This is a genomic window from Nocardia sp. XZ_19_385 (genome assembly GCF_015355755.1).
Taxonomy (GTDB): domain Bacteria; phylum Actinomycetota; class Actinomycetes; order Mycobacteriales; family Mycobacteriaceae; genus Nocardia.
The window spans coordinates 1,082,833-1,104,627 of sequence record NZ_JACVEE010000002.1 but is presented as its reverse complement, the minus strand read 5'-3'; the positions used below and the strand labels follow the sequence as shown (position 1 = coordinate 1,104,627).

At 68.2% G+C, this 21,795-nt stretch carries 16 protein-coding genes; 11 read left to right on the top strand and 5 right to left on the bottom strand.

All coding sequences use genetic code 11. The annotated features are described in order from the left end of the window. The first annotated feature begins 117 nt into the window (after positions 1–117). The 3 genes from IBX22_RS17795 (at position 118) to IBX22_RS17785 (ending at position 1,540) form a co-directional block, all read left to right on the top strand. Positions 118–345: a hypothetical protein gene (locus IBX22_RS17795; RefSeq protein ID WP_194816668.1), complete on the top strand. Its 228-nt coding sequence runs from the start codon at positions 118–120 to the stop codon at positions 343–345. Positions 346–431: 86 nt separating this feature from the next. Continuing rightward, positions 432–1,040, top strand: a complete 609-nt coding sequence (locus tag IBX22_RS17790; RefSeq protein WP_194816667.1) for a histidine phosphatase family protein — start codon at positions 432–434, stop codon at positions 1,038–1,040. 113 nt (positions 1,041–1,153) lie between these two features. Beyond that, positions 1,154–1,540: a hypothetical protein gene (locus tag IBX22_RS17785; protein ID WP_194816666.1), complete on the top strand. Its 387-nt coding sequence runs from the start codon at positions 1,154–1,156 to the stop codon at positions 1,538–1,540. A 223-nt stretch (positions 1,541–1,763) separates the two neighbouring features. On the opposite strand, the gene IBX22_RS17780 is transcribed toward IBX22_RS17785, so the two are convergent. The 3 genes from IBX22_RS17780 to gltB all read right to left on the bottom strand — a co-directional run bounded on the left by IBX22_RS17780 (position 1,764) and on the right by gltB (position 9,100). Further along, positions 1,764–2,663, bottom strand: coding sequence for a cutinase family protein (locus IBX22_RS17780; RefSeq protein ID WP_194816665.1), 900 nt, complete (start codon positions 2,661–2,663; stop codon positions 1,764–1,766). A gap of 322 nt (positions 2,664–2,985) precedes the next feature. Beyond that, positions 2,986–4,455 (bottom strand): glutamate synthase subunit beta, encoded by a 1,470-nt coding sequence (locus tag IBX22_RS17775; RefSeq protein WP_194816664.1) that lies wholly within the window; start codon positions 4,453–4,455, stop codon positions 2,986–2,988. Next, on the bottom strand, positions 4,448–9,100 hold the full coding sequence (gltB, locus tag IBX22_RS17770) for a glutamate synthase large subunit (RefSeq protein WP_194816663.1): 4,653 nt from the start codon (positions 9,098–9,100) through the stop codon (positions 4,448–4,450). Before gltB ends, IBX22_RS17775 begins: the two co-directional genes overlap by 8 nt. A gap of 896 nt (positions 9,101–9,996) precedes the next feature. Between gltB and IBX22_RS17765 the strand changes: the two genes are divergently transcribed. Then, positions 9,997–11,730, top strand: a complete 1,734-nt coding sequence (locus tag IBX22_RS17765; protein WP_194816662.1) for a DUF4407 domain-containing protein — start codon at positions 9,997–9,999, stop codon at positions 11,728–11,730. 378 nt (positions 11,731–12,108) lie between these two features. Here IBX22_RS17765 and IBX22_RS17760 read toward each other — a convergent pair whose 3' ends face one another. After that, complete coding sequence (locus IBX22_RS17760; protein WP_194816661.1) at positions 12,109–13,656, bottom strand: MFS transporter; 1,548 nt, start codon at positions 13,654–13,656, stop codon at positions 12,109–12,111. A 78-nt stretch (positions 13,657–13,734) separates the two neighbouring features. On the opposite strand from IBX22_RS17760, the gene IBX22_RS17755 reads away from it, so the two are divergent. The 6 genes from IBX22_RS17755 to IBX22_RS17730 all read left to right on the top strand — a co-directional run bounded on the left by IBX22_RS17755 (position 13,735) and on the right by IBX22_RS17730 (position 19,722). Then, positions 13,735–14,310, top strand: a complete 576-nt coding sequence (locus IBX22_RS17755) for a TetR/AcrR family transcriptional regulator (protein ID WP_309234657.1) — start codon at positions 13,735–13,737, stop codon at positions 14,308–14,310. An 80-nt stretch (positions 14,311–14,390) separates the two neighbouring features. Beyond that, a complete protein-coding gene (locus IBX22_RS17750) occupies positions 14,391–15,293 on the top strand; it encodes a hypothetical protein (RefSeq protein ID WP_309234656.1) in 903 nt (300 codons plus the stop codon). Then, on the top strand, positions 15,290–16,399 hold the full coding sequence (locus IBX22_RS17745) for a DUF4129 domain-containing protein (protein ID WP_194816660.1): 1,110 nt from the start codon (positions 15,290–15,292) through the stop codon (positions 16,397–16,399). Before IBX22_RS17750 ends, IBX22_RS17745 begins: the two co-directional genes overlap by 4 nt. After that, a complete protein-coding gene (locus IBX22_RS17740) occupies positions 16,396–17,379 on the top strand; it encodes a MoxR family ATPase (RefSeq protein WP_194816659.1) in 984 nt (327 codons plus the stop codon). The genes IBX22_RS17745 and IBX22_RS17740 overlap by 4 nt, the downstream gene beginning before the upstream one ends. A gap of 2 nt (positions 17,380–17,381) precedes the next feature. Beyond that, positions 17,382–18,677, top strand: a complete 1,296-nt coding sequence (locus IBX22_RS17735) for a DUF58 domain-containing protein (protein ID WP_194816658.1) — start codon at positions 17,382–17,384, stop codon at positions 18,675–18,677. A gap of 88 nt (positions 18,678–18,765) precedes the next feature. Then, a complete protein-coding gene (locus IBX22_RS17730) occupies positions 18,766–19,722 on the top strand; it encodes a triacylglycerol lipase (protein WP_194816657.1) in 957 nt (318 codons plus the stop codon). 10 nt (positions 19,723–19,732) lie between these two features. Here the strand turns inward: IBX22_RS17730 and IBX22_RS17725 are convergent, their stop codons facing one another. Beyond that, positions 19,733–20,509, bottom strand: a complete 777-nt coding sequence (locus IBX22_RS17725; RefSeq protein WP_194816656.1) for an RDD family protein — start codon at positions 20,507–20,509, stop codon at positions 19,733–19,735. 43 nt (positions 20,510–20,552) lie between these two features. Between IBX22_RS17725 and IBX22_RS17720 the strand changes: the two genes are divergently transcribed. Next, positions 20,553–21,560 (top strand): stage II sporulation protein M, encoded by a 1,008-nt coding sequence (locus IBX22_RS17720; protein ID WP_194816655.1) that lies wholly within the window; start codon positions 20,553–20,555, stop codon positions 21,558–21,560. Positions 21,561–21,795: the final 235 nt, after the last annotated feature.

Genomic DNA, 21,795 nt, shown 5'->3' with positions numbered 1-21,795 from the left:
GATTTCAGAGTGAGATTTCGCATCGGAGAACTACGCACACCGGACGAATGCACCGTCTAGTGTGGGAAACTCGGCCCCGGGAGGAGGCCGTTTCACCTTCGAGATGGGGATGGACTTATGTACCTTGACCTGCTGACCAACGCGAGCCTGCTGGACCATGCGGTGTGGGCCAACCCGGACACCCTGCTGGCGTCCGACACCTACACCCAGGCCATGGAGCTCGCCGCCAAGAAGAAGGGCCGCAAGGGCGGCGGCGGCCTGATCTTCGGTCTCATCTGCCTGCTCATCGTCATCGCGCTGGCGCTCGGCGGTTACCTGCTCTACAAGCGCAGCAAGAAGAACTAGCCTCCCCGGCTGCAGACTCGACCGGCCCGGATCGCGCAACGCGACCCGGGCCGGTTCTGTTTGCCCGCTTGCGGCAGAGTGGGGGTGTGCAGTTGATCCTCGTCCGCCACGCCCAGCCGCTCCGCGTCGTGAACGCCACCGGCCCGGCCGATCCGGAGCTGTCGCCGATCGGGCAGGAGCAGGCCGAACGAGTGCCCGCCGCCCTGAGCCAGCACCGCGTCAGCCGGATCCTGAGCAGCCCGCAGCGCCGGGCCCGCGACACCGCCGCCCCCCTCGCGACCAAGCTCGGCCTGCCCGTCGAAGTCATCGACGACCTCGCCGAATACGATCGCGACCTGCCGGTCTACATCCCGATCGAGGACGCGAAGACCGAATTCCAGGCCACCTACGAGCGAATCAAAGCCGGCCACCTCCCCGAACAGATCGACGGCCCCGCCTTCATCCAGCGCGTCCGCGACACCATCACCGAGATCGCCGCGACCACCGACCCCGCCGACACCGTCGTCGCCTTCGCCCACGGCGGCGTAATCAACGTGCTGCTCCAAGAGGTCCTCGGCCTGGCCCGCCCCCTGACCTTCCCGATCGACTACTGCTCGATCACCCGAATCCTGTTCTCCCGCACCGGCCGCCGCACCGCCGCCACCGTCAACGAAAACGGCCACGTCTGGGACCTGCTACCCCGCAACCTGACCTGACCACTCCCAGCTGATTGCCAGCTTCATCGCACCGTCATCCCAGCCTCCAGCCCTTTGATGGGTCCGGTGAGCCGCCGCAGGGCGCTCCCCCACCCCAGAGAGAGGAAACCGACGTGCGTACCAACACAACTTTCCGCCGCCGCGCCGCCCAATTCGTAGTAGCCGGCGCCCTGGTAACCATCCCCCTCAGCACCCTCGCCGTCACCGCCAACGCCCAAACCCCCACCGACGCCCCCGTCGAATTCGAAGCCGAAACCATCACCACCGCCTCCCCCGACGCCGCCGCGGTCTCCGACCGCCGCCTCCCCGCCCTCCCCACCCGCCCGGGCCCGGGCCCCGACCACAGCCAAACCATCATCATCCCCGGCCCCGGCGCCAACGCCGTCCCCGCCCTCCCCTACCCCGGCGGCCCCCGCGTCGAATACCGAGAGGGCCCCGAACAAGGCCCAACCCTCCACCTCCACCACCGCCCCTCCACCGGCTCCGCCGGCAGCAGCTAACAACAACCAGGAACAACAAAGGCCCGCCTCCCCTTTCGGGGCAGGCGGGCCTTCAACAAAGTTCACCGGGACTCAGCGCGCTCCAACGGATCCACCGGGCTGTGCGCGCCCCAACCGGTTCACCGGGACTGTGCGCACTCCGAGTGAGCTTGCGAACTCGGAGTCACCTCGAAGCAGATCGCCAGGCCGAAACCCGAGCGTCAGCGAGGGTTCGGCCTGGTGATCAAGCCATACCTGCAAGCCAGTTGCGCATCCAGGAGATTGCGGTTTGGCCGCCACCCACCGAATAACTGCCGTACAGGTGATGCGCCTGCGACTTGTAGAACTCTTCCAAGCTCCGCGCCCGCTCCTGGTTGGCCGAATCCGTCAGCTGCGCCTGCAAAGCCGGAACCCCGCCGTGCGCCATCAAATCGCTGATGATGGCCCCGGCCTCCAGCTGGTAGCGCCAGATGTTCGCCGGATTCGCCTCCGAACTCTGCGCCAGCCACCCGGCAAACCGGGTAACGAAGTCATCGGTAGCCGTCGCACAGTAAAGATCATCAACCGCGCAGATCGTCCGAGTCCGGTCGGACAGCCAGCCGAATCCACCAACCCGCGGCCCGCCCGCGCCCGCGCCGTGCGCGTACGGACCGACCTGCACGTCGGTCGGCGAACGCCGCGGATCGGAGATCAGGCCGACTCCGGCGACGCGGTCGGCCGGGACCACGCTCAACCCGGTACCGATTTCGGCCGCCAGATCACCCGCGGCATCGGCACCCTGGCTGTAGCCGACGAGAGCGAACTTCGTCGCACCACACCGGGCCGCCATCTGGCCGATGAGTCCGCGCGCGTTGCCGACGGCTTCCTTCTTGGAGTTGCCGTAGACCTCACCTTCCCAAGGGAAGGCGGTCGCCGCGTAGCTCACGTAGTCGACGTCGGTGTTGGACGGTAGTCCTCTGGTGACACCGGACAGCATGCCTGGGCCGGGCGGCTTGTCGTGCCCCGTCTCCCAGGTGCCGGGGATCGCCACCACATACAGGCTCGGGCAACCGGGAGCCGCCGCCGCGGCGCCGCTGCCGAACATCAAGCCGGACGCAATCGTCGCGGAAGCACCGAGTGCCGCGACAACCTTTTTCAGTTGCATACTGCTCCAGTTCAAACCTGCCCTCTTGTGGAGGGCGCTCCCCGACAAGTTGCCGCTAACAATGTTGAACTCGGCGGATGACTCACTAGTGCACGCCGAGTAACCACATAGTTAACCCGGTGGTATAGCACTGCGAAAACTCTCACATCCCAAAGATCCGCAGCACGCCGCTGATCACACTAAAGCCCAACCGCCGTGCGCGCCACGCAAACAGGACCGGCATGTCCGATTTCCGATGAAGATCACTCCATCAGAGTCGCTTCCGGAAAGCAAAAGCGCCTGCGGACTCGAGTCCGCAGGCGCCCTTGGCGATTCGTTCAGGTCAGCGCTGAGCGACCATGGTCGGGGTGACCGGCGACGGCAGCGCGGTCTCACCTTCCAGGAAGTTGTCCACCGCGGCGGCCGCGGCGCGGCCTTCGGCGATGGCCCACACGATCAGCGACTGGCCGCGGCCCATATCACCGGCGACGAAGACGCCGGGAATGTTGGTGGCCCAGTTCTTGTCCCGCTGCACGTTGCCGCGCTGGTCGTAGCCGACGCCGAGATCCTCGAGCAGGCCCGGCTTCTCGGGTCCGGTGAAGCCCATGGCGAGCAGCACCAGGTCGGCTTCGAGGGTGAAGTCGGTGCCTTCGACCTTCTCGAAGCGGCCGTTGGCCATCTTCACCTCGTGCGCCTGCAGGCCGGTGACCTTGCCGTCTTCGCCGACGAAACGCTCGGTGTTGACGGAGAACACGCGCTCGCCGCCCTCCTCGTGCGCCGAGGACACCCGGTACATCAGCGGGTAGGTCGGCCACGGGGTGGAACCGGCACGCTCCTCCGGTGGGCGCGGCATGATCTCGAACTGGTGGATGCTCGCCGCACCCTGCCGGTGCGAGGTGCCCAGGCAGTCCGCGCCGGTGTCGCCGCCACCGATGATGACGACCTTCTTGCCGCGCGCGTGGATCGGCGGCAGGCCCTCGGCATCGGTGACATCGTCGCCCAGCTGCACCCGGTTGGCCCACGGCAGGAACTCCATCGCCTGGTGGATGCCGTCCAGCTCGCGGCCCGGGATCGGCAGATCGCGGGCGAGGGTGGCGCCACCGGAGAGCACGACCGCGTCGAACTGCTCGCGCAGCTGCTCGGCGGTGATGTCGACGCCCACGTTCACACCGGTCTTGAAGATGGTGCCTTCGGCCTCCATCTGCGCCATCCGGCGATCGATGAAGCGCTTCTCCATCTTGAATTCCGGGATGCCGTAGCGCAGCAGGCCGCCGATGCGGTCGGCGCGCTCGTACACGGTCACGGTGTGGCCGGCGCGGGTCAGCTGCTGCGCGGCGGCCAGGCCGGCCGGGCCGGAGCCGACGACGGCGACCTTCTTGCCGGTGAGGCGGGTCGGGTAGACCGGGGTCACCCAGCCCTCGTCGAAGGCGTTCTCGATGAGCTCGACCTCGACCTGCTTGATCGTCACCGGATCCTGGTTGATGCCCAGGACACAGGACGCCTCACACGGCGCGGGACACAGCCGCCCGGTGAACTCCGGGAAGTTGTTGGTCGCGTGCAGCCGGTCGATGCCTTCACGCCACTGACCCTTGAAGACCAGGTCGTTCCATTCGGGAATCAGGTTCCCGAGCGGACAGCCGTTGTGGCAGAACGGGATACCGCAGTCCATACAGCGGCTGGCCTGACGCTTGAGGGTGTCCTTCTCGAAACCCTCTTCGTAGACCTCTTTCCAGTCCATCAGGCGCAGCGGCACCGGACGGCGGGTGGGGAGCTCCCGCTTGGTGTGCTTCAGAAATCCCTGTGGATCAGCCACGAGCCGCCTCCATGATCGCCTCGTTCACGTCCGCGCCGTTCTTTTCGGCCTCGGAGATCGCGAGCAAAACCTTCTTGTATTCACGCGGCATGACCTTCACGAAGTGGGCCGATTCCTTGGCCCAATCGGTCAGGATGCGTTCGGCGACAGCCGAACCGGTCTGGGCACGGTGCTCGGCGATGATGTCGCGCAGGAAGGTGCGGTCCTCATCGGTGAGCTCCTCCAGGGCGCCGGCCTGTTCCGGGTTCACCCGCTCGGCGAAGGCGCCGTTCGGGTTGTAGACGTAGGCCTCACCGCCGGACATACCGGCGCCGAAGTTACGGCCGGTCTCACCCAGGATGACGACCTTGCCACCGGTCATGTACTCCAGCGCGTGGTCGCCCACGCCCTCGACGACCGCGGTGGCGCCGGAGTTGCGCACCGCGAACCGTTCACCGACGACACCGGACAGGAACGCCTTGCCGCTGGTCGCGCCGAACAGCAGCACGTTGCCCGCGATGATGTTCTCTTCGGCCTTGAAGTCGGCTGGAGCGTTCACCGCCGGGCGCACGCTGAGGTGGCCGCCGGAAAGACCCTTGCCCACATAGTCGTTCGCGTCGCCCTGCACCCGCAGCGTGATGCCGGCGGGGACGAAGGCGCCGAAGCTGTTGCCCGCGGAACCGGTGAAGGTGATGTCGATGGTGTCGTCGGGCAGGCCGACGCCACCGAAGTTCTTCGTCACCTCGTGGCCCAGCATGGTGCCGACGGTCCGGTTCACGTTCGTGATCTTGGTTTCGAACTTGACCGGGGTGCCGCGCTCCAGAGCGTCGCGCGCCTGGGTGATCAGCTGCTGATCCAGCGCCTTGTCCAGGCCGTGGTCCTGGGTCTTGGTGCAGCGGCGATCCTGGTACATGAACGCCGTCTCGACATCGTCGAGGATCGGCGACAGGTCCAGCTTGCTCGCCTTCCAGTGCTGCTTGGCCTTGGCGGTGTCGAGCATGTCGACCCGGCCGATGGCCTCGTCCAGCGTGCGGAAGCCCAGCGACGCCAGCAGTTCCCGGACCTCTTCGGCGATGAACATGAAGAAGTTCTCGACGAATTCCGGCTTGCCGGTGAAGCGTTCGCGCAACAGCGGGTTCTGCGTCGCGACACCCACGGGGCAGGTGTCGAGGTGGCAGACCCGCATCATGATGCAGCCCGAGACCACCAGCGGCGCGGTCGCGAAACCGTACTCCTCCGCACCGAGCAGCGCGGCGATCACGACGTCGCGGCCGGTCTTCATCTGACCGTCGACCTGCACCACGATGCGGTCGCGCAGACCGTTGAGCAGCAGCGTCTGCTGGGTCTCGGCCAGGCCGAGCTCCCACGGACCGCCCGCGTGCTTGAGCGAGGTCAGCGGCGAGGCGCCGGTGCCGCCGTCGTGGCCCGAGATCAGCACCACGTCGGCGTGCGCCTTGGAGACACCCGCGGCGACGGTGCCGACGCCCGGCTCCGCGACAAGTTTCACGTGAATCCGCGCCTGCGGGTTCGCGTTCTTCAGATCGTGGATCAGCTGCGCCAGATCCTCGATCGAGTAGATGTCGTGGTGCGGCGGCGGCGAGATCAGACCGACGCCCGGCGTCGAGTGCCGCACCTCGGCGACCCACGGGTACACCTTGTGCGCGGGCAGCTGGCCGCCCTCGCCCGGCTTGGCGCCCTGGGCCATCTTGATCTGGATATCGGTGCAGTTCGACAGGTAGTGCGAGGTCACGCCGAAGCGGCCGGAAGCCACCTGCTTGATCGCGGACCGGCGCCAGTCGCCGTTCTCCTCGACCTCGAAGCGGGCCGGATGCTCGCCGCCCTCACCGGAGTTCGAGCGGCCGCCGAGCCGGTTCATCGCGATCGCGAGGGTCTCGTGCGCCTCCGCCGAGATGGAGCCGTAGCTCATCGCGCCGGTGGAGAACCGCTTCACGATCTCCGAAGCCGGCTCGACCTCGTCGATGGAGATCGGCGCGCGGTTCTTGGTCTTGAACTTGAACAGACCGCGCAGCGAAGCCAAACGCTCGGACTGGTCGTCGACCAGCTTGGTGTACTCCTTGAAGATGCCGTACTGACCGGTGCGGGTCGCGTGCTGCAGCTTGAACACGGTGTCCGGGTTGAACAGGTGGTATTCACCCTCGCGCCGCCACTGGTACTCACCGCCGACCTCGAGCTCGCGGTGCGCGCGCTCGTTGCGGTTCTCCAGGAACGCCACCCGGTGCCGGGCCGCCACGTCGTCGGCGATCTCGTCCAGGCCGATACCGTCCAGCGGCGAGTTCAGGCCGGTGAAGTATTCGTCCACCAGATCCTGCGACAGGCCGATCACCTGGAACAGCTTGGCGCCGTTGTAGGAGGCGACGGTGGAGATGCCCATCTTGGACATCACCTTCAGCACGCCCTTGCCGGCGGCCTTGTTGAAGTTCGCGACGGCCTTGCGGAAGTCGGCGGCGTGATCGCCGGTGCTGTCCGGCATTTCCAGCGCGCCGCGCTCGAGCAGGTCCTCGATGGTCTCGAAGGCCATGTACGGGTTGATCGCGGCCGCGCCGAAACCGACCAGCAGGGCCATGTGGTGCACCTCGCGGGCGTCACCGGCCTCCACGACCAGACCGACCTTGGTGCGGGTGCGCTCACGCACCAGGTGGTGATGCACCGACGCGGTCAGCAGCAGCGACGGAATCGGCGCCAGCTTCTCGTTGGACTCGCGGTCGGACAGCACGATGATCCGCGCGCCGCCGTCGATGGCTGCCGACACCTGGGTGTTGATGGCCTCGAGCGCCTTGCGAAGTCCCTTGCCGCCCTTCTTGACCGGGTACAGACCGCGCACCACGACCGAACGCAGCTCGCGATGCGAGCCGTCGTCGTTGATGTGCACGAGCTTGGCCAGCTCGTCGTTGTCGAGGATGGGTCCCTCGATGGCGATCTGCTTACAGGACTCCGGGCTCGGATGCAGCAGGTCGGCCTCGGGGCCGATGGCCCGCTTCAGGCTGGTGACGACCTCTTCGCGGATGGCGTCCAGCGGCGGGTTGGTGACCTGCGCGAACAGCTGCGAGAAGTAGTCGAACAGCAGGCGCGGACGCGACGACAGCACCGCGATCGGGGTGTCGGTGCCCATCGAGCCGAGCGCTTCCATGCCGTTCTTCGCCATCGGCGAGATCAGCAGGTTCAGCTCCTCGGTGGTGTATCCGAAGATCTGCTGCCGGATCAGCACCCGGTCGTGCGACATGTGCACGTGCGGGCGGTCCGGCAGATCGCCGAGCTTGGTGACGCCTTCGTCGAGCCACTGCTGGTACGGGTGCTCGGCGGCCAGCTGCGACTTGAACTCGTCATCGCTGATGATGCGGCCCTGGGCGGTGTCGACCAGGAACATCTTGCCGGGCTGTAGTCGGAACTTCTGGACCACCTTGGACGGGTCGATGTCCAGCACGCCGACCTCGGAGGCCAGCACGACCAGGCCGTCCTCGGTCACCCAGATGCGGCCGGGGCGCAGGCCGTTGCGGTCCAGCACCGCGCCGACGACGGTGCCGTCGGAGAAGCAGACCGAGGCCGGGCCGTCCCACGGCTCCATCAGGTAGGAGTGGTACTCGTAGAACGCGCGCCGCTGCGGGTCCATGTTCTCGGAGCGCTCCCACGCCTCCGGGATCATCATCAGTACGGCGTGCGGCAGGCTGCGGCCACCGAGGTGCAGCAGTTCCAGCACCTCGTCGAAACGCGCGGTGTCCGAAGCGCCCGGGGTACAGACCGGGAAGATCTTCTCCAGGCGGTTCTTGCCGGCCGAATCGGTGCCGAACACGTCGGAGTTCAGCAGCGACTCGCGGGCACGCATCCAGTTCTCGTTGCCGGTGACGGTATTGATCTCACCGTTGTGCGCGACCCGGCGGAACGGGTGCGCCAGCGGCCACGAGGGGAAAGTGTTGGTGGAGAACCGGGAGTGCACGATGCCCAGCGCCGACTCGACGCGGTCGTCCTGCAGGTCCAGGTAGAAGGCACGCAACTGCGGCGTGGTGAACATGCCCTTGTAGACGAAGGTCTCGCCGGACAGGCTCGGGAAGTACACCGACTCCTTGCCGGTCGAGCCCTCGCCCGCGCCGGCCTTGCCGAGCTCGTGCTCGACCCGCTTGCGGATGACGTAGGCGCGACGCTCCAGGGCAACGCCGGAGAGCTGCTCGGCGGCGTCCTTGGGCGAGGCGATGAAGATCTGCCGGAAGGTCGGCATGGCGTCGCGGGCCAGCGCACCCAGCGAGGACTCGTCGATCGGAACCTCACGCCAGCCGAGGACCTCCAGGCCCTCTTCCTTGACGATCTTCTCCACGCCGTAGGCGGCGCGCGCGGCTTCTCGACGGGCCTGCGGCAGGAACGCGATGCCGGTGGCGTAGGCGCCTTCCGCCGGCAACTCGAAGTCCACGATGGCGCGGAAGAATCGGTCCGGGACCTGCAGCAGGATGCCCGCACCGTCACCGGAGTTCGGTTCGGCGCCGGCAGCACCACGGTGCTCCAGGTTCAACAGAGCCGTAATAGCCTTGTCGACGATGTCGCGGCTGCGGCGGCCGTGCATGTCGACGACGAACGCGACACCACAGGCGTCGTGTTCGTTCGCCGGGTCATAGAGCCCGATGGGTCCAGGGGACCTGTGGCCAGGAAGTTGCGTCATGCCTCTGCCTTCAAGAAAAGTCGGCCTTCGAAGAAGAAATGGCCTTTCCGATCGAACGCCTACGTCAAGACTGCGCCCGTACGTTCCGAATCCAGCCGCGCTGATGGTCCGGCGTGCAGTCACGTCTCCAGTTGTCCACCCGCATTGGTGTGGGGTGCTCAGAAGTAACGGAACTCTTACTAGTTCCTAACTTCCTTGCGGGTGTCGCCCGCTACGCTGGGGCACCGGCTGGGTGAACCGTGCGGGCGATACAGCCGACCAGTTTGTGTTCGGCGTAAGAGCAAACGATAAGTCAGGTCCGGGGCCCAACCAACTTAGGTTTGACTAATAACCAGGTCTAGCTGGGCTTCTTCATGCGGTCCTCCAACTCGTGCGCGTTGTCCAGTGTAAAGCAGCGGGTGCGGACCGATCGATTCCCAGCTCCGGGGTGTCAACCAGCGGAAACTTGATGTTCGCCAGCTTGTGGACCCATCCGGATCCACCTTCCGACCTGCATCGAAGTGGATTTCCCCGCGCTCTCGATCGACAAACCAGGCAGCGGCCGCTACCTCGCTGCGGAACCGGCTGAGACATTTCCGACACGAGGTGTGACGAGCATCGGAGCCGAATCCGACCGTCCGGACTCTTTCACCTCCTGTGGCTGACAGCACATTCTCAGCTATCGATTTAGGTGGGATTCCCCACAGCTCGCCGCCGAAGGCCGCGCAACCCCGCAGAGCACCCCTGGCACACCCCTTCAGCCGCGAAATCCACTGCCGGAGCGGCGGTTCCCCGGCCGATTGTGAGGCTGCCCACAACCCTGGCCGCGCGCTCGGTGTGTCGGGCGAGTGCCTGTCACGCTGTCACAACGAATCTGTGACAGTTTCGCCTGACGCCATAAGAGGATGTGAGATCCCATGACCGTCACCGGCTTGTTCACCTGGCTCGGCGGGGGTCTGCGGTGGGACGACCCCGATCGGCCTGATGTCTATCGACACGAACGCTCCAATTACGCCGTCACCGGTGCTGTCGTCGCGTTGTTCGCGGTGGTCGCCGGAGCGGTCACCACGCTCGCGCTCGTCGCGGCCGATTGGTCGCTGGTCGCTGTAGTTCCGGTCGCGCTCGTCGTCACCCTGCTGGCCGGGGTGGTCGGCCGGGCGCTGGCCACCGTCCGGCCCGGCGGCACACCCGATCGGAGTGGGCAGCTCGCCCGGATCGGGGTCGCGGTGCTGGCGGGGGTGCTGATCGCGGAGTTGGCGAGCACCGTGCTGTTCGGCGGGACCGTCGACCGGCTGCTGGACGAGAAGGCCCAGCGCGGCGTCGATTCAGCGCCCGCGGTCGTGGCCGCGCGCACCGACCTCGACAGTGCGCGGGCCGACCGCAGTGCGTTGGACCAGGCGATCACCAAGGCGCAGGCCGACATCGATCGACTGCTCGTCATCGCGCGGTGCGAATTCAATCCGACCCCGGAATGCCCGCAGACCAGGATCACCGGCGTGCCCGGCAACGGGCCCGAGGCCCGCACCGCCAACGAGATGCTCGGCGACGCGCGCCGGCAGCTGACCGCCGCACAAGACCGGATCAACGCGGCCGACCAGCGGATCGCCGACGAGGAAAAGGACGCCGCCGCAGCCCGATCCGCGGCGTTCACCGACGCCGATCGTGGCCTGGGCGCGCGCTGGCTCGCCGTGCACGACCACGCCTTCGGCAGCGCGGGCGCGCTGCTGCTGTGGCTGCTCACGGTCGTGGCGTTCACCTTGCTGGCCCTGCTGCCGCTGATCCTGCGCTGGTGGCGTGGCAGCACCTCCTTCGATCGGCACAACGCCTTCCGCACGGTCCAGGACGAGGCCGAGCGCGCCGCCGACGCGGCGATCGCCGTCAAACAGGCCGAAGTCCGCGCCGAGGCCGAAAACCTGCGCGCCGAACAGCAACTCACCGCCGCCCGCCTGGCCGCCGAAGCCGACACCGCCATCGATCGGGAGCGCCAGCGCACACGCGTCATCGCCGCCCTCGGCGGACTGGAGATCGGCGTCAACGAACCCGAGCGCCTCGGGCCAGCCCCGCGACCCGCCGAACTTCCGGCCGGAAAGGACAGCACCGTGTCTTCCAACCTGCCCGCCACCGTCTCCCCCCAGCCGCTCGCCCGCACCGGCGAACTCGTGCCGCACCAGTCCCCTGCGCCCAAGTACGGCGGCCTGGAACTGCCGATCATCGGCCAGGTTCCGTTCTCCGACACCGCCGCCCGCTTCATCCGCCCCCTGGTCCCGTCCTTCGTCGCGAACGCCATCGACACCGCGACCCACCCGCTGCGCACCGCCCGCCAGGCCTTCGAAGAGGTCGAGGAAATCACCTTCACCCTGCGCCGCACCCGCAAAGTCACAGTGGACACCCAAGATTCACACGCCCCCGCGATGACCGCCCCCCAAACCGGCTACCAACTGCCCCCGAACTCCCCGCAGTCCCACCACATCGCCGCCACCGTCGTCGACGCGGATTACACCCAGCAGCCACACTATTCGGCCCTGCCGGAATCCCCCGCCCCGCAGAGCACACCCCTGCCCGACGCCGATCGCCACGACAAACTGTCCGCCCCGAAGAAACGCCAACTCCTCGGCCGCCGCGGCCCCCGCGAACTCCCACCCTCCAACTGACTTCTGCATCAGCAGCCCTCCCCCCGAACACCTTTGACGATTGCACGCCTTTCGAGATCATCAGGGGCTGCTGGCGGCATCTCCCGACCAGGCCCCGCCCCGAACATCATTGGACGAATCGGGCAACTTTCAAGATCATCAGGCCTGAATGGCGGCATCGCCCGAGTAGGCCCGCCCTCAGTGCCTGATGATCAGGGCAACCACCCGCAACGCGCACATGCGAGCAAACCCCGGGGCCCGGAGATCCTTCCCAAGATCATCAGGACTTGGTGGCGGCATCGCCCGAGTAGGCCACGCCACCAGTGCCTGATGATCTTGGGGTTCAGGGTGTGCGTACTGCGTCCTGGCCGAAATGTGCCGGGGTGCAGCGGGATCGGGCTAGTCGGGCGAGGTCTTGGCGCGTGCCGCTCGGTACACCATTACCGCGGTGAGGAGCAGGATGACCGTGGTGCCGGTGGCTGCCCAGTGGACGCCTGATACGAAGGCTGTGCGGGCCGATTCCAGTAGGGCGGTGGCGGCGGATTCTGGTAGGACGCGGGCGGTTTCGACCGCGCCGCCGAGGGACTCGCGGGCGGCGCCGGAGTGGGCGGCGGGGACCGAGGACGCGTCCAAGCCGTGCCGGAATACGCCCATGACGACGCTGCCGAGTACCGCGACACCAAGGGCTACACCGGCTTCCAGGGCCGTCTCCGAGATGGCGGCGGCGTTGCCGGCGCGCTCGGCGGGGGCCGAGCTGATGATCATGTCGGCCGAAACCGTCAGGGCCACACCGGCTCCGATGCCGATCAGGGTGAAGCCGAGGACGAATGGCGTGACTCCGGCCGACGGATCAGCGCCCAGCAATAAGAACAGCAGCGCGCCGAGGGCTGCCACCAGCAGGGCTCCGCACAGCACGTGCACCGGACGCCAGTAGCGCACCAGCCAAGCCGCGCCCAGTGAACCGGCGATGCTGCCCACCATGCCGGGCACCAGCAGAACACCGGCCTCGAGCGGTGAGCGGCCGAGCACCAGCTGCAGATACTGCGAGCCGAAGAACAGCACGCCCGCGAGCGCGAAGACCGACAGCAGATTGGTCAGCGCGGCCGCACGGAACGGGGGACGCCGGAACAGATCCAGGTCGAGCAGTGGGTCGGCCAAGCGGCCCTGACGACGCAGGAACATCGCGCCCGCCAGCACACCGACCACCGCGGCGAGTACCGCGAGCCAGCTGAAGCCGTGCGCCGCGGTCTCCTTGACCGCGTAGACGATCGGGATCAACGCCAGCATCGACAGTCCGGCGCTGGCCAGGTCGAAGCGGCCCGGGTTCGGGTCGCGCGATTCCGGCACCAGGAACGGGGCGAGCACGATCAGCAGGGCCATCACCGGCAGGTTCACCAGGAACACCGAGCCCCACCAGTAGTGCTCGAGCAGCCAGCCACCCAGCAAGGGGCCGAGCGCGGAACCGGAGCCCGCCATCGCACCCCACACCGAGATGGCGATGGTGCGCTGCCGCCGATCGGCGAACATGCTGCGGATCAGGCCGAGGGTCGCGGGCATCAGCGTGGCGCCGGCCAGGCCCTGCAGCACGCGTGCGGCGATCAGCATTTCGGGGCTGACCGCCCAGGCGGCCAGGGCCGAGGCCAGGCCGAATCCGGCGGCGCCGATGAGGAGCAGCCGGCGGCGTCCGATGCGGTCGCCGAGGGTGCCCATGGTGATCAGCAGGCCGGCCAGCACGAACGAGTAGACGTCGATGATCCACAGCAGCTGCGGGGTGGTCGGGGCCAGGTCGGCGCTGATGGCGGGGACCGCGAGGTCGAGCACGGTCGCGTCCACCGCGATCAGCAGTAGGGCGAGTGCGAGGACGCCGAGACCGGCCCAGGTGCGGGCGGTGGCCCGGGCCGGAGCGGGTGCGCTCAGGGCGGGTGCGGCGGTGGGTTTGGTGGTCATTTTCCTTCTGCTTCCGGAGGTGAACCGTCCAGCCGGTACAGTATCAGATTTACCGTCCAGACGGTACAGTGACAAATCGTGACGACTCGCGACCCCGCCAGTACCCGCGACCGCATCCTCGACGCACTGGAGACACTGCTCTTGGAAAAGGGCATGTCCCAGGTGACCCTGGAGAATGTCGCCGCCGCGGCCGGTGTCTCCAAGGGCGGGCTGCTCTACCACTACAAATCCAAGGACGCCCTGCTCGCCGGCCTGGTCCGACGCCTCGGCGAACGCTCCGATCAGCAGCTGGAAACCGCCGTCGCCGAGGGCAAATCGGTCGCCGAGTGGTACCTGCAAGCTCCGCACCCGGATGACGAGGACGACGCCCTGGAGATCGCGGTGCAGCGCTCCATGCTCGCCGCCATGCGCACCCTCGACGGGCCGCAGGACAGCGACGTGGACGAGGTCGACCGCGCCCTCGACGAGGTGATGACCAAGTGGCAGGCGGGCCTGGACAGCGAAATCCCCGACCCGATCCAGGCCCAGATCGTCAGCCTGGTCGGCGACGGCGTCTACCTCCGCGCTCTGCTGGGGCTGCCACCGGTGGAACCCGCCCTGTACCGCCAGGTCGTCGCGCGCCTCCTCGGGCAGCCGGATTCTCCGTCCGCCTGACCGCTGCGTGGCCGACGCTCCGCCCGGACCTGCGTTTACCGAGGTGACGGGAGCCGCGCGGACGCTCTAGACTCGGCCGCGTGTTACCAGCCGACCCGGCCGGTGCCGTCGGGGCGGAAGACGATCCGGCACCAGGGTCAGTAGGACCGACGGTGCCGGTGCGCCCGTTGACCTTCCGTGAACTGCTCGACGTACCGTTCGCGCTGGTCCAGGCCAATATCGGGGCGCTGGTCCGGCTCGCGGCGGCGGGGCTGGTGGTGGCCGAGATCTTCGTCATGGCCGTCACCGTGGGTGTTTCGACGCTGACCGACGGATCCGATGACGGCATCTGGTGGGCCGCGGTCCTGTCCACAGTCCTTGCCGCGTGGGCGCTGCGCTTCCTACTCCGTGGGACGACCGTCGCGCTGGGGCTGGCCGATGTCGCCGGGCGGCGGATCGGGTGGCGGGCCGCGCTGGATCGCATGGGGTCTGTCGTGCAGCCGATGGCGCTGTTCGAACTGCCCTACACGCTGATCTGGGCCGTGACCTTCATAGCCTTCTGCTTACTGCTCAATGCCGTCCCCGCGCTCGGGATCACCCTGCTGGTGCTGTTCGCGTTCTTCGGTGTGCCCTTCGTCGGCCGATGGCGGGTACGGCACTATGTCGCCGTGCCGGTGATCTTCGCCGAACGGGCCGACCGGACCACGGCCGCAGGTCGCACGAAACTGCTTGTCGCCGGGAAGGAATGGTCGCTCACCGGTTTGTGGCTGGCGCATCGCGGGCTGTTGCTTCTGCTGATGCTTCCGCTGCTCGGCCTGGGGCTGTTCATCGCCGATTTCTCCGGTACCCGCATGTGGACGGTGGTCACGCTGACCACCTCCGCAATGCTGCTGTTCCTCGCGTTCGGTGAGCTGGTCGAATCGGCGACGCGGGTGGTGTCCTACCTCGACCTGCGCTGCCGCCGTGAGGGTCTCGACATCCGAATCCCGGAGCAAGTGCGATGAGCGATCCCGTCGAAATCGAATTCTGGCGGCCCCCGGCGGAAGACCCCGCGCCCGAGATCCCGCCGCTGGGCTCGGCCGCCCAGCACCGCGGCGCGGCCGATGCCGCCGCCGCGAATCGTGACTACGACCGTGCGCTGCGGGAGCGATTCCGGGCCATGGTGCGCGGCCTGGAACAGGGCGGCGTGCTCGAGGTCCGGCGTTCGCGCACCGCGGACGAAACGGCTCAGGACGTCTCGGGTGCGCTACCGCTCGAGGTGACCACCGAGATCCAGCCCGCGGCACGCAGTTTCGACGAGGTCGTCTACGGCGGCCGCAGCGCCACCGAGGACGAATACCGGCGGCTCGAACTCGCCGACCGATACTCACAGGCCGCACCAGGACCCAAGAAGGGACCGGTCGAGACCGACCCGGTCGAGGTCGGCGCACGTAAGCGCCGCGAGCTACCCGCGGTTCCCCGACTGCTGCGGAACCCGAAATTCTGGGCCGGCGTGCTGGCTTCGATCGCGCTGGCCTTGGTGCTGTGGGGCGCGCTCAACGCGCTCGGCACGCCACCCGCGCCGAAACCGCCGCAACAGCCGGATATCCCGCCGCCGAAACGGCCTGAGGACGACGACACCTGCTGGATCTTCTGCTCCGGCCAGGACTCGATCTTCACCCGCCTGCCCGCGTGGCTGGCGTTCGGCGGATTGCAATTCCTGATCGCCGGGGCCGCACTGGCGTGGTGGCGGGCCCGTCGCCGCGGCGCCCTGGTCCGCGAACCGCGCCCGGTCGAGGTCGCCGCGAACGAACTGCTCGCCGGGCAGTCCGCGCTGTACCGGCGCTCCGGCGACCACGACTACGTCGCGGCGAAACTGCGCGCGGCCACCTTGCGCCGGGTCCGCCCGCTCCTGGGCGTGCCCGCCGACGCGAAACCAGAACAGGTCATCGCCGCCGTCAGCGCGCGCACCGGCACCGACGAGCGCATGGTCGGCACCGCGCTCTACGGGCCCGTGCCCGACACCGACACGCTGCGTATCGTCGCCGCGGTGCTCGATCTGATCGAGGCCGATACACCGAGCAGCACACCGGCCGGCGCCGCCGCCGGACCCAGAGGAGGGGACCGATGACCCAGACCGACACCACCCACACCCCCACCGCCGCGGAGGCCGTGCAGGCCTTCGCCGCGCTGCGGGCCGAGATCGGCAAGGCGGTCGTCGGCAACGACCAGGCCGTCATGTATCTGGTGCTCGCGCTGCTGTGCCGCGGGCATGTGCTGCTCGAGGGTGTGCCCGGTGTCGCGAAGACCCTGCTGGTGCGGGCGCTGGCGACGGCCTTGGATCTGGAGCACTCGCGGGTGCAGTTCACCCCCGACCTGATGCCGGGCGATGTCACCGGTTCCCAGATCTACGACCCGCATTCGGCCGAGTTCACCTTCCGGCACGGCCCGGTGTTCACCAATCTGCTGCTCGCCGACGAGATCAACCGCACGCCCCCGAAGACCCAGTCGTCGCTGCTGGAATCGATGGAGGAGCGCCAGGTTTCGGTGGACGGCAAGCCGCAGCTGCTGCCCGACCCGTTCGTGGTGATCGCCACCCAGAACCCGATCGAGCAGGAGGGCACCTACCCGCTGCCGGAGGCGCAGCTGGACCGGTTCCTGTTCAAGGTCGACATCCAATTGCCGGGCCGGGACGACGAATTCCGCATTCTGCAGCGCCACGCCGCCGGGTTCGATCCGCGTGATCTGACCGCGGCCGGGCTGCGTCCGGTGGCCGGGCCCGCGCACATCAACGCCGGACGGGCGGCGGTCGCCCAGGTGACGATCAGCCCCGAGGTGCTGGCGTACACCGTGGACCTGTGCCGGGCCACCCGCAACTCCCCCGCCGTCCAGCACGGCGCCTCGACCCGTGGCGCGACCGCGCTGATGGCGGCCGCGCGCGCCTTCGCCTGGTTGAACGGTCGCGCGTTCACCACCCCGGACGACGTGAAATACGTTGCTACCGCGGTACTCCGGCACCGGCTGCAGCTGAAGCCGGAGGCCGAACTGGACGGCGTGACGACCGAGGGCGTGCTCTCGTCGCTGCTGCTGTCGGTCCCGGTCCCGGTGTAGCCGTGGTCGTCACCGGACGGCTGGCGGCCGTCGCGGCGCTGGGTGCGGTGCTGGTCGCCGCGGCCCTGCACGGCTGGGGCGGGATCATCTTCGTGACCTCGATCCTGGGCTGGTTGCTGCTGATCGATATGGGGTGGGTGGCGCGGGCCCGCGAGGTGACCCTGACGCGCGAACCGCTCACCGTGGTCCGGCTGGATCGCAGTGTCGAGGTGGAACTCGTGGTGACCAACACCGGGAACCGCACCGTGCGCGGCTACCTGTGGGACGACTGGCCGGACAGCGCGCGCACCCGGAACCGGCGGCACCGAATCCATTTGGCGCCCAACACGATGGTGCGGCTGCGCACCACCCTCACGCCGACCTATCGCGGTGACCGCGTCGCGGGCCCGGTGACGCTGCGGCTGCTCGGCCCACTCGGGTTGGCGGGCAGGCAAACTCGCCGGGTCGTGCCCGCGCGGGTGCGGGCGCTGCCGCCGTTCCGCAGTGAACGACTGATGCGGTCGAAGGTGAAGCGATTGCAGCATCTCGAGGGCCGCAATGTCGCGAACACCCGCGGCCAGGGCACCGAATTCGATTCGTTCCGTGAGTATGTCGCCGGTGACGATGTGCGTTCCATCGATTGGCGTGCGACCGCGCGCGCGACCGATGTGCTGGTGCGCACGTGGCGGCCGGAACGCAACCGGCACGTCATGATGCTGCTGGACACCGGGCGGATCAGCGCGGGCCGCGTCGGCGAGGGCACCCGCCTCGATGCGAGCATCGAGGCCGCGCTACTGCTCGGCGGGATCGCCGGTGCCGCAGGTGATTCGGTCGATCTGCTCGCCTACGACCGTCAGGTCCGCGCCGAGGTGCGCGGCATCGGCGGAAGCCGCTTGCAGCTCAAGTTGATGCACGCGCTGGCCGGGGTGACGCCCGCCCTGGTCGACACCGATGCCCCGGGCCTGGTGCGCGCCGTCATCCAGCGGGCCCGCGGCCGCAGCCTGGTCGTCTGGTTCACCACCCTCGACGGCGCCGCGGTCGAGGAGAACCTGTTGCCGGTGTTGCCGGTACTGGCTGTGCGGCACCGCGTCCTGATCGTCTCGGTCACCGACCCGGATATCGCCGCGGCCGCCACCCGCCGGGACCGCCTCGACGACCTCTACACCGCGGCCGCCGCCGAATCGGTGCTGGCTGAACGCGCGTTGGTCCAGGAGTCCTTGCGCCGCATGGGTATTGCGGTGGTCTCCGCGTCCCCGGATCGGCTGCCCGCGGCACTCGCCGACGAATACCTCGAACTGAAGCAGTCCGGATCCCTGTGAATCGCACTGTCCCAGTTGGTGATTTCCCGCATATTTAGAACCGGTTCCAGTTAGATTCTGCGGGGCAGAACCGACTGGAGGGTCCATTATGCGTGCGTTGTTCCGGCGCTCACCGAAGCCACTACTGATCGTCGCCGCGCTCGCGGCCCTGTGGACCGCGGCGAGCGCACCCGCTCAGGCCGAACTCCCGGTGGACTACAACTTCTTCTCCGGCATCCCCTCGGAACTGACCGACCCGAACGGATCCCTGCCGGGCTCGAACGACTGGTCCTGCCGCCCCACCGCCGCGCACCCCAATCCCGTTGTGCTGGTGCACGGTACCGGCGGCGGTGCCCAGACCAACTGGGGTGTCTACGCACCGCTGCTCGCCAACGAGGGCTACTGCGTCTACTCCCTCACCTACGGCGCGCACCCGGCGCCCTGGCCGCTCAACCAGATCGGCGGCCTGCGCCCGATCCCCGAAAGCGCCGCCCAGGTAGCGGCTTTCATCGACCGTGTGCGCGCCGCGACCGGCGCCGACCGCGTCGACATCGTCGCCCATTCCCAGGGCAATTTCGTCGGCAACTACTACATCAAGCGCCTCGGCGGCGCCGGCAAGGTCGACAAGTTCGTCGGCATCGCCCCGCCCTGGCTCGGCATCTGGGAAGACGGCACCAACCTGATCCGCGCCTTCGGCCGCGCGCTGGGCGCACCCGCCGCGGCCGTCGACTCCATGCTCACCCTCGGCCTGTGCCAAGCGTGCCCCACCATGCTCGGCGGCTCCGGCTTCCTGGCCGCCTTGAACGCCGACGGCGTCTACGACCCGACCGTCACCTACACCAACATCGCCACCCGTTACGACGAAGCCGTCATGCCGTACACCGTCGGCCTGGTCCCCGGCCCCAACGCCACCAACATCACCGTCCAGGACGGCTGCGAATCCGACTTCTCCGAACACGCGGGCATCGCGGGCAGCCCCCGCGCCGCCGCCTTCGCCTTGAACGCCCTCGACCCGGCCAACCCGCGCCCGGTCCCCTGCGAGTTCATTCCCCCGTTCACCGGGTAGCCCGCGCTCGCTAGCCGGTGCGCACCAGGCTGGGGCCGGCCGGTGTCAGGGCCCGGCGCTGCCGTTCGGCGATGATCGCGCCGAGAATCTGGACCGGCGGATAGTTCGCGGGGGCCGCAACCTGGAGGCGGGTGCAGACGGCGTGCACGAGCTGCTGGCCCAGGCCGGATTGCGTTGCGGGGGTGAGGGTTCGCAGGCGGGTCAGGTATTGCCGGATCGCCAGGGCCAGATCCTCGGGGATGCCGGTGAGATCGAGCTGGGTAACCCACCCGGCCAGCCACGGCGGGGCGACGGCGAGGGCTGGGCGGGGCAGCGGCTGCTGGGCGTGCACGACGACGGTGCCCGCGAGGACGTCGCCGACGCGGCGGGCGTTCGGCGAGCAGATCGAGGTGATGACCGCGATCGCGCCGAAGCCGCCGAAGATCCAGAAGTCGACGATGGCGCCGCCCAGGCCGCGGGTGAGGGCGTGCCGGAAATCGATCGGGCCGCCGTCGGTGCGGACCACGCGCAGACCGACCGCCAGCTTGCCGAGGGTGCGGCCGCGGGTGAGGGTTTCGCAGGCGACCGGGTAGCCGACCAGAATGGCGACCACGGTCAACAGCATGATCGCCGCCTCCCACGCGTCGCCCGCGTCGAGCTGTTCGAGGGTGATGGCGACCGCGATCAGCGCGAAGAAGCCCAGCATCAGCTGGACCAGCACGTCGAGAAGGAACGCGGTGGCCCTGGTGGGGATCCGGGCGATCGGAAGCTCTAACGAGACCGCTTCCCCGGTAGTGAATTCAGCCATGTGACTAGCATTCTTCCCATCGGCGGTATGGGAGGCAACCGAAATGGACGTGGACGCCTACAGCGTCATGCACCGGCGGTCCTGGGACCGCCTGGATCACCTGTCCCGGCGGGGGAAACTCACCGGTGCGGAAGCGGAGGAACTGGTCGCGCTGTACCGGCGCACCTCGCAGCAGCTGGCCCGGCTCCAGTCGCACAGTCCGGAGCCGGAACTCATCGCCGGGCTGAGCGCGGTACTGACCCGCGCCCGCGGCAAGGTGCTGGGCACCAAGTCCGATCCGTGGGCCGAGTTCGGCCGGTTCTGGACGCAGGTGTTCCCGGCCGCGGTCTATCGGACCTGGGTGTGGTGGGCGACCGCGGGCGCGCTGTTCGTGTTGCTGACGGCCGGGATCGCCGAATGGGTGCGCGGGTCGGGTGCAGCGCGCGAGCTGTTCGGCATTCCGGCGGACAACACCGCGATCACCGCGCCCGGCGGCAAGTTCGAGACCTATTACACCGAGCATCCGAACGACGCGTTCGCGGCGCAGGTCTGGACGAACAACGCCTGGGTGAGTGCCGTCTGCCTGTTCACCGGCGTGCTGATCCTGCCCGTGGTCTACATGCTCGTGATGAACGCGGTGAATGTCGGCATCACCGCGGGCCTGATGGCCGAGGCCGGGCGGCTGGACGCGTTCTTCGGCTACATCCTGCCGCACGGGATGCTGGAGCTGACGGCGGTTTTCGTGGCCGGTGGCGCGGGCCTGAAGCTGGGGTGGACGCTGATCGATCCGGGCCGGCTGAGCCGGTTGGAGGCGGTCGCCAGACAGGGCCGGGCCGCCGCAACGATCGCGCTGGGTCTGGTGGCTGTGTTGTTCGTGTCCGGTCTGCTGGAGGGTTTCGTGACGCCGAGCGGGCTGCCCGGCTCGATGCGGATCGGAATCGGATTCCTCGCGGAGATCCTGTTTCTGGTGTATGTGTTCGTCCTGGGCCGGCGCGCGGTGCTCGCGGAGGACAGCAACCCGGTGCTGGAGACGCTCGACAACCCTTGGCAGACAACGCCGAGCACACGCTGAGCGATGCGGGGCCGGAGACGCGGTAGCAACGCCGGTAACAGCGCGGTTTCGGAACCCCCCATTTGAGTTCCGCTGGCCGCAGCGAGTCCAGCTCAGCTGCGGCCAGCGTTGGCGTTAACTCTACACAATCGTTACCCCTACGCAACCCCCTGCACGGATGTCAAGCGTATTTAGCAGCCCGCCAGCAAACCCTGGTGAGCACAGGGTTTTTCACTCATCCAGCTAACCCATGGCT